Origin of the sequence: Pseudoroseomonas ludipueritiae (genome assembly GCF_014490445.1) — a bacterium.
In the GTDB taxonomy this organism is placed as follows: Bacteria; Pseudomonadota; Alphaproteobacteria; order Acetobacterales; family Acetobacteraceae; genus Pseudoroseomonas; species Pseudoroseomonas ludipueritiae.
Window position 1 is genome coordinate 1 of sequence record NZ_JACTUZ010000187.1, and the last position, 7,679, is coordinate 7,679.

Here is a 7,679-nt window from a genome sequence, read left to right on the forward strand (position 1 = left end):
CGGGCGCGGCGGCTTGCCGCCTGGCGGCGGGCCGCCAGGGGCGGGGCGCTGCACGACAGGGGGGGCGGGGCGGGCACGGTCCCCAACCAGGGGGCGGTCGGCGCGGAGTTCATTGGATGCCATGGCGCGTCCCCCTTACACCCTGCGGCCACCGGGAGCGAAGCACCGTTTCGTTTGGTCTCATGCCCCCTGGGGACGGGCCCGGCACAGGCGTGCCGGCCGGGCGGGATGCCTCCTTCGTGGGGCTGGACCGGCGGCAGAGGGAAAAATTGCCCGGATCATACCCTGGAGGCCGCCCGGCCGCCGCAACACCCATTGCCGCGGCGGGGTTGGCGCGGCAGGCTCCGCCCGCAGGACCGTCCGGAATGAAGGGAAGTCGGGAACATGATCGAAAGGCGCAGATTGCTGGGCTCCGCCGCCGCGCTGGCGGCGGCGCCCCTGCTGGCACGTCCGGCGCTGGCCCAGGGCGCGGCGCTGAAGATCGGCATGATCACCAGCCTCTCGGGCCCCGGCGCCTATCTGGGCCAGGACATCCGCGACGGCTTCGCCCTGGCGATGGAGGTCGACAGCGGCAAGCTCGGCGGCGTGCCGGTCCAGTTGCTGGTGGAGGACGACGCGCTGAAGCCCGGCCAGGGCAAGCAGATCGCCGAGCGCTTCATGCAGAACGAGAAGATCCGGCTGCTGACCGGCATCGTCTTCTCCAACGTGCTGGGCGCCACGGTGCCGGATGTGCTGGACGCGGGCGGCATCTATGTCAGCCCCAATGCCTCGCCCTCCAACATGGCGGGCAAGGAATGCCACCCGAATTTCTGGTCCGTCGCCTGGCAGAATGACAGCCTGCACGAGGCCGCCGGCCAGGCCGCGCGCAACCTCGGCTACAAGAAGGTCTTCGTTCTCGCCCCCAACTACCAGGCGGGCAAGGACGCCATCACCGGCTTCAAGCGCAAATACGCCCTGCCGGTGGCGGGCGAGATCTATACCCGCCTGGACCAGACCGACTACGCGGCCGAGATGGCGCAGATCCGCGCGGCGCAGCCGGACGCGATCTACCAGTTCCACCCCGGCGGGCTCGGCATCGCCTTCCTGAAGCAATACGTGCAGGCTGGGCTGTCGCAGAGCATCCCGATGGTGCTGTCCTCGCCGTCCATGGACTACAACACCATGACGGCGGTGGGCGAGGCGGCGCTGGGCATCACCGTGACAGCGCATTGGAATTCGGATTTCGACAATGCGGCCAATCGCGGCTTCCTGGCCGCATTCCAGGCCAAGTACAACCGCATGCCGACCTATTACGCCGAGCAGGGCTACGACACCGCGCTGGCCATCGGCGCGGCGCTGCGTGGCACCAAGGGCCAGGTGGAGGACACCGAAGCCTTCCGAAAGGCCATGATGCCGGCGAAGTTCGAGTCCCCGCGCGGGAAGTTCGCCTTCGGCCCCAACCAGCACCCGGTCTGCGACTGGTTCATGCTGAAGGTGCAGAAGGGCTCGGACGGCAAGCTCGCCCTGGTGACGCAGCCCGGCAAGGTGCTGGAGAATTACGGCGACGCCCATTCGGCGCAGTGCAAGTTCTGAGACCCTGATGGCCTTGCTGCTGGAACAGCTGCTCAATGGCGTGCAGCTCGGGGTCATGCTGTTCCTGCTGGCGGCGGGGCTGACTTTGGTCTTCGGCATCATGGGCGTGCTCAACCTCGCCCATGGCTCGCTCTATATGGTGGGCGCCTTCGCCTCGGCCTTCGTGGCGGCGCAGACGGGCTCCTTCCTGCTGGCGCTGCTGGCCGGGCTGGCGGCGGCGGCGCTCTGCGGCATGGCGGTGGAATTCGTGGTGCTGCGGCGGCTCTATGCGCGGGACCACCTGGACCAGGTGCTGGCCACCTTCGGGCTGATCCTCTTCTTCAACCAGGGCATGGTGCTGCTCTTCGGGCGGCAGCCCTTGTTCGTCGATATCCCGCCGCTGCTGCAGGGCGCGGTGGAGATCATCCCTGGCGTGCCCTACCCCGCCTATCGCATCGCCATCATCGGCGTCGGGCTGCTGGTGGGCCTCGGCCTCTGGTTCCTGCTCCAGCGCACGCGCGTGGGCATGCTGGTCCGCGCCGGGGCCACGCACCGGGAGATGGTGCGGGCGCTGGGGGTGGATGTGCGGCTGCTCTATACCCTGGTCTTCGGCCTGGGCGCGCTGCTGGCAGGGCTCGCCGGGCTGATGGCGGGGCCGATCTTCTCCGTGCAGGTCGGCATGGGCGAGCAGATCCTGATCCAGACCTTCGTGGTCATCGTCATCGGCGGGCTCGGCTCGGTGCGCGGCGCGGTGGCGGGGGCGCTGGTGGTCGGGCTGGTGGATACGCTGCTGCGCGCCTACCTGCCCGCGGCACTCCGCAGCACCATGCAGGGCGCGGATGCCGATGCCCTGGCTGCCGGGCTCGCCTCCATGGGCGTCTATGTGCTGATGGCGCTGGTGCTGCTGGTGCGGCCGCGTGGGCTCTTCCCCGCCCATGCGTGACCGCCTGCTGCTGGGCCTGGCGTTGCTGCTGGCCATCGCCCTGCCCTGGCTGGCCGAGGCCGCCGGCAGCCCCGCCACAATCAGCCTCGCCACCCGCATGGCGATCTATGGCATCGCCGCCGCCTCGCTCAACCTGGTGCTGGGCTATGGCGGCCTCATTTCCTTCGGCCATGCCGCCTATTTCGGCCTGGGCGCCTATGCGGTCGGCATCCTCTACGCGCATTGGCGGTCCGAGGAGCTGTTCCTGGGCCTGATCCCCGGCAGCATCGGCCTGCTGCCGACGCTGGGCGCGGCGATGCTGGTGGGCGGCGCCTCGGCCGCCATCCTGGGCGCGCTGTCCCTGCGCACGCGGGGGGTGCAGTTCATCATGATCACCCTCGCCTTCGCGCAGATGCTGTTCTTCCTGTTCGTCTCGCTGAAGGCCTATGGCGGCGACGATGGGCTTTCCATCCGCCGGCGCGGCGAATTCCCCGGCCTCGACCTGCGCGACCCCGCCCAGCTCTACTGGCTCTGCCTTGGCCTGCTGGCCGCCTGGCTGCTGCTGCTCCGCCGCGTCACCCGCTCCCGCTTCGGGCGCGTGCTGGCGGGGGCGCGGCAGAGCGAGCGGCGCATGGCCGCCCTGGGCGTCTCCGTCTATCCCTACCGGCTCGTGGCCTTCACCATCTCCGGCATGGGCACGGCCTTGGCGGGCGGGCTGATGGCCAATGCGCTGCGCTTCGTCAGCGCGGACATGATGCACTGGGCCAAGTCGGGCGAGCTGATGATCATGGTCATCCTCGGCGGCCTCGGCACGCTGCTGGGGCCGGTGCTGGGCGCGGTCGCGCTGGTGGGGCTGGAGACCTGGCTGTCCGCCTGGACGGAGCACTGGCAGTTCATCCTCGGCCCCATCCTGCTCGGCGTGGTGCTTTTCGCGCGCGGCGGGCTGATGGCGCTGCTCCGCCGGGTGCTGCCGGCATGAGCGGTGGCGCGCTGCTGCGGATCGAGGGTCTCGAAAAGTGTTTCGGCGGGCTGCGGGCGACGGATGGCCTCGACCTCGATGTCCTGCCCGGGGAGTTGCATGCGCTGATCGGCCCCAATGGCGCCGGCAAGTCCACCGCCATCGGCCAGATCACCGGCGAGATCCCGCCCGATGCCGGGCGCATCCTCTTCGATGGCCAGGACATCACCCGCCTGCCCCCGGCGCGACGGGTGCGGCGCGGCCTGTCCCGCTCCTTCCAGATCGTGCAACTGCTGGACGAGGAGACGGCCGAGGCCAATGCGGCGCTGGCGGTGCAGGCGGCGCAGGGCCATTCCTTCCGCTTCTGGCGCGATGCCACGCGGGACGAGGGGCTGCGCGCCCCCGCCCGCGCCCTGCTGCGCCGCGCCGGGCTGCCCGATGCGCGGCACGGCATTCCGGCGGGTGATCTCGCGGCGGGGGAGCGCAAGCAGGTGGAGCTGGCCCTGGCCCTCGCCGCCTCCCCCCGCCTGCTGCTGCTGGATGAGCCGATGGCCGGCCTTGGCGCCAGCGAATCCCGCGCCATGACGGAAACGCTGCGCGGGCTGAAGGGGCAGGTCGCCATCCTGCTGGTGGAGCATGACATGGAGGCGGTCTTCGCCCTCGCCGACCGGATTTCCGTGCTGGTCTATGGCCGCGTCATCGCCACCGGTACCGCCGCCGAGATCCGCGCCAATGCTGAGGTGCGCGCCGCCTATCTGGCCGAGGAGGAAGGCGTCTGATGCTGGAGGTCCAGGGCCTCCAGGCCGGCTATGGCCATAGCCAGGTGCTGTTCGACGTGGCGCTGGAGGTGCGGGCGGGCGAGGTGGTGACGCTGCTGGGCCGCAACGGCATGGGCAAGACCACCACGGTGCGCGCCATCATGGGGCTGAACCCGCCGCGCGGCGGCGCCATCGGCTTCCGCGGCACGGCGCTGGCGGGGTTGCCGCCGGAAGCCATCGCCCGGCGCGGCATCGGGCTGGTGCCGGAGGGGCGGCAGGTCTTCCCCACCCTCAGCGTGCGGGAGAACCTGGTGGCCACCGCCGCCAACCGCGCCGGCCATGCCGAGCCCTGGACGCTGGAGCGCATCTACACCCTGTTTCCCCGGCTGCGGGAGCGCGCTGGGCAATCCGCCCGCACCCTCTCGGGCGGGGAGCAGCAGATGCTGGCCATCGGCCGGGCGCTGATGACCAACCCGCACCTGCTGATCCTGGACGAGGCGACGGAGGGGCTGGCGCCGGTGATCCGCGCCGAGATCTGGGCGACGCTGGCCAGCCTGAAGCGGCGCGGCCAGGCGATCCTGGTGATCGACAAGAACCTGACCGCCCTGGGCCGGCTGGCGGACCGTCATTACGTGCTGGAAAAGGGCCGCACCGTCTGGTCCGGCGACAGCCTGGCCCTGGCCAGGGACGCGGAGCGGGTGCGGGGCTGGATCGGGGTCTAGCCCCCGCGCCCGGCCACCGCCTGCCATCCGAATTCCGCTGGCCAGCAGCGAGACAAACGCAACCGGTCCGGCAAAGCAATTAAATTGCCACTTGTTGCCACAACCCCTGCGTGCTTATGGATGTCGCTGGAATTTTGCCCGGGATATGCCTGTCACACATCCTTCGCTTTCATGAAGGCGTCAGCGGCGAAGGCAATTCTTTAGATCCACGAAGTCTTTTTGAAAGTCTGAAGATGTCGAAGACGGCCCTCATTCATTTCAATCACATCATGCGGGACGGCGTTGTCGGCTGGCCAGACATGCGGACGAGCTCATGGAAGCCCAATTACGGCGACATGCTGGTCTGCGCCGCCATCCTGCGGCAGATCAAGGCCAAGGAAACGGTTGGAGTGGGCTTCGGCTATAAGCTGACCCAGCCGGTGGATGTGGCGGTGATGCGCGGCTCCACCTATCTCAGCAACGAAATGAACTTCGATGATGCGATCAAGACAGTCGACAGCATCGACTGCAACATCGCCTGCATCGGCCTGGGCGCGCAGAACGCCGACGACGACGTCACCTTCCTCGACAACAACGAGAAGGCCAAGGAATTCGTCCAGAAGCTCTCGGAGAAGTCCAAGAGCATCTCGGTGCGCGGCTATTTCACGGCCGATATCGTGAAGCGCCTGGGCGGCAAGAATATCCGCGTCACGGGCTGCCCCTCGATGTTCTACTTCAACCGGCAGAATCCCGTGTTCGTTACGGACACGTTGAATTCCGCCTATCGCCGCCTGGGGATCTCGATCCACTCCGCGCTCGGCAGCCGGATCTTCTGCCGCGATCCCAAGCTGGCCAAGGCGCTGCATGGCGACGTGATCCGCTTCGCGCTGGAGAATGCGCCGCTCACCAAGATCTTCGAGCAGGGCATTCCCAAGGAATTCGCCATCGCCGACCGCTCCGAGGATTTCCAGACGCGCATTGAAGCCGCGAAGGGCTTCCTGCGGGAAGTCGGCCTGAAGGATGCCTATGATCCGCTGCAGATCATCTGCGCCTTCTCCTCCATCGTTTCGATCGAGGACTGGCTGGGCAAGGCGCGTGAGCTGGATGCCGCCATCGGCTTCCGCTTCCACGGCAACATGGTGGCGCTGAACCAGGGCATTCCCTGCTTCTACTACACCTATGATTCCCGCCTTGAGGAATTCTGCGACCTTTACGACCTGCCCTCGCAGCCCATCGAGGCCGGCTGGATCGACCCGGTGAAGGCCATGCTGGACCACGACTGGGATTCCACCAACAAGGCCGTGCGCAAGTGCCAGGACGAGGTGGTGAAGTTCTATCAGGAGAACGGCGTCGAGAATAACATCGAAGCCGTCATGGCCTGACCGGCCAGGAAACCACTGCCCACCCCTCCGGCTGGCGTGCCAGTCGGGGGCCGCATCCGGGCGCATGGCTGGAGATATGCCCCCGATGCTCTATCGCGGCATGGACCGCGCGGCGCTGGACCGCGAATACAATGCCCGCGCCACGGTGCCGGATATCGCGCCCATCCTGGCCGAGTACCGCGCCCGCACCGAGGCCGCCCGGCGCGGCCTGCCCTGCCTGCTGAACATCCCCTATGGCCCCAGCGAGCCGGAGCGGCTGGATATCTTCCCCGCCGCCGGCAGGGGCGGCCCGGCGCCGGTCTTTGTCTTCATCCATGGCGGCTACTGGCGGCTGCTGGATGCCGCCGATTCCGGCTTTATGGCGCCGGCCCTGACGGCGGCGGGCTGCTGCGTGGTGGCGGTGAACTATGCCCTCGCCCCCGGTGCCTCGCTGGACAAGATCGTGCGGCAATGCCGCGCCGCGCTGGCCTGGGTGCACCGGAACATCGCCAGCCATGGCGGCGACCCGGCGCGCATCCATGTCAGCGGCAGCTCGGCCGGCGGGCATCTGGCGGCCATGCTGGCGGCGGGCGGCGACTGGCCGGCCGGCTTCGGCCTGCCGCCGCATCCGGTGGCCGGCGCCACGCTGCTCTCCGGCCTCTTCGAGCTGGAGCCGCTGCGGCTCTGCCACACCAATGACTGGCTGGCACTGGATGCGGCGGCGGCGGCGCGCAACTCGCCGGCCCTGCTGCCGCCGCCACGCCCTGGCCTGCCGGTGGTGCTCAGCGTCGCTGGGACCGAAACCGCCGAATTCAAGCGCCAGACACGGGACCAGGCGGAACGCTGCCGCCAGGCCGGCTGCGCGGTGGCGCTGGTGCCGGCGCCGCCGGCCTCCAACCATTTCGACATCGTCTTCCAGCTCTGCGACAGCAGCACGCCGCTCTGCCGCGCCGTGCTGGATGCCATGCGGGGCTGAGGCCGCCTCACCCGCAGGTGCTGCGCGCCACCCGGCAGGTGCCGCGGAAGCGCTGACGGCAGGCGGCCATCGCCTCCCGCTCCGCCAATGCGGCGGTGGCACCGGCGCCGGCCATGGCGATCCTGACCTGGTAGGTGCTGGGGTCTTCCGTCAGCACCAGCCCCCGGGGCGCCAGCCCCTGTGCCACCGCCACGCAGCGGTCGCGGAATTCCAGCGCCAGCCGGCAGGCATTGCCCTGCCGCCCGATGCATTCCAGCTCGGCCGCGCGATGCGCCGCGTTGCGGTCCGGCATATTCGCCGTCAGCCCGATGCCGGAGGAAGGCGCGGGCGCCAGATAGACCGCGCCGAAAGGCCCGCCTTCCGGGGCGGGCATGGGGGCCTGGGGCGGGGCCGGCGGCTCCCTGCCCGCCTGTGGCTTCGCCGGGGCGGGGGCACGGCTGGCCGGGCCGGCG

General features: G+C 69.4%; 8 protein-coding genes. 7 read left to right on the forward strand and 1 reads right to left on the reverse strand.

The features are described 5' to 3' along the window. The first annotated feature begins 384 nt into the window (after positions 1-384). The 7 genes from IBL25_RS23035 (at position 385) to IBL25_RS23065 (ending at position 7,227) form a co-directional block, all read left to right on the forward strand. Positions 385-1,572, forward strand: coding sequence for an ABC transporter substrate-binding protein (locus IBL25_RS23035; protein ID WP_187780826.1), 1,188 nt, complete (start codon positions 385-387; stop codon positions 1,570-1,572). A gap of 7 nt (positions 1,573-1,579) precedes the next feature. Continuing rightward, positions 1,580-2,494, forward strand: a complete 915-nt coding sequence (locus tag IBL25_RS23040) for a branched-chain amino acid ABC transporter permease (RefSeq protein WP_187780827.1) — start codon at positions 1,580-1,582, stop codon at positions 2,492-2,494. Further along, entirely contained in the window at positions 2,487-3,452 is a 966-nt protein-coding gene (locus IBL25_RS23045) for a branched-chain amino acid ABC transporter permease (RefSeq protein WP_187780828.1), read from the forward strand. Before IBL25_RS23040 ends, IBL25_RS23045 begins: the two co-directional genes overlap by 8 nt. Then, complete coding sequence (locus IBL25_RS23050; protein WP_187780829.1) at positions 3,449-4,210, forward strand: ABC transporter ATP-binding protein; 762 nt, start codon at positions 3,449-3,451, stop codon at positions 4,208-4,210. The genes IBL25_RS23045 and IBL25_RS23050 overlap by 4 nt, the downstream gene beginning before the upstream one ends. Beyond that, a complete protein-coding gene (locus IBL25_RS23055) occupies positions 4,210-4,911 on the forward strand; it encodes an ABC transporter ATP-binding protein (protein ID WP_187780830.1) in 702 nt (233 codons plus the stop codon). The genes IBL25_RS23050 and IBL25_RS23055 overlap by 1 nt, the downstream gene beginning before the upstream one ends. 299 nt (positions 4,912-5,210) lie before the next feature. After that, on the forward strand, positions 5,211-6,272 hold the full coding sequence (locus IBL25_RS23060; RefSeq protein WP_187780831.1) for a polysaccharide pyruvyl transferase family protein: 1,062 nt from the start codon (positions 5,211-5,213) through the stop codon (positions 6,270-6,272). Between the two features lie 76 nt (positions 6,273-6,348). After that, complete coding sequence (locus IBL25_RS23065) at positions 6,349-7,227, forward strand: alpha/beta hydrolase (protein ID WP_187780832.1); 879 nt, start codon at positions 6,349-6,351, stop codon at positions 7,225-7,227. 7 nt (positions 7,228-7,234) lie between these two features. Here the strand turns inward: IBL25_RS23065 and IBL25_RS23070 are convergent. Continuing rightward, positions 7,235-7,679 (reverse strand): DUF4189 domain-containing protein (locus IBL25_RS23070; RefSeq protein WP_238940606.1); only part of this gene is annotated, 445 nt, incomplete at its 5' end.

What these genes read in the sequence shown, in the direction of transcription:
- IBL25_RS23065 (WP_187780832.1), top strand. Translation starts at nt 6,349, where the DNA reads ATGCCCCCGATGCTCTATCGCGGCATGGACCGCGCGGCGCTGGACCGC.
- IBL25_RS23040 (WP_187780827.1), top strand. Translation starts at nt 1,580, where the DNA reads ATGGCCTTGCTGCTGGAACAGCTGCTCAATGGCGTGCAGCTCGGGGTC.
- IBL25_RS23045 (WP_187780828.1), top strand. Translation starts at nt 2,487, where the DNA reads ATGCGTGACCGCCTGCTGCTGGGCCTGGCGTTGCTGCTGGCCATCGCC.
- IBL25_RS23050 (WP_187780829.1), top strand. Translation starts at nt 3,449, where the DNA reads ATGAGCGGTGGCGCGCTGCTGCGGATCGAGGGTCTCGAAAAGTGTTTC.
- IBL25_RS23060 (WP_187780831.1), top strand. Translation starts at nt 5,211, where the DNA reads ATGCGGACGAGCTCATGGAAGCCCAATTACGGCGACATGCTGGTCTGC.
- IBL25_RS23035 (WP_187780826.1), top strand. Translation starts at nt 385, where the DNA reads ATGATCGAAAGGCGCAGATTGCTGGGCTCCGCCGCCGCGCTGGCGGCG.
- IBL25_RS23055 (WP_187780830.1), top strand. Translation starts at nt 4,210, where the DNA reads ATGCTGGAGGTCCAGGGCCTCCAGGCCGGCTATGGCCATAGCCAGGTG.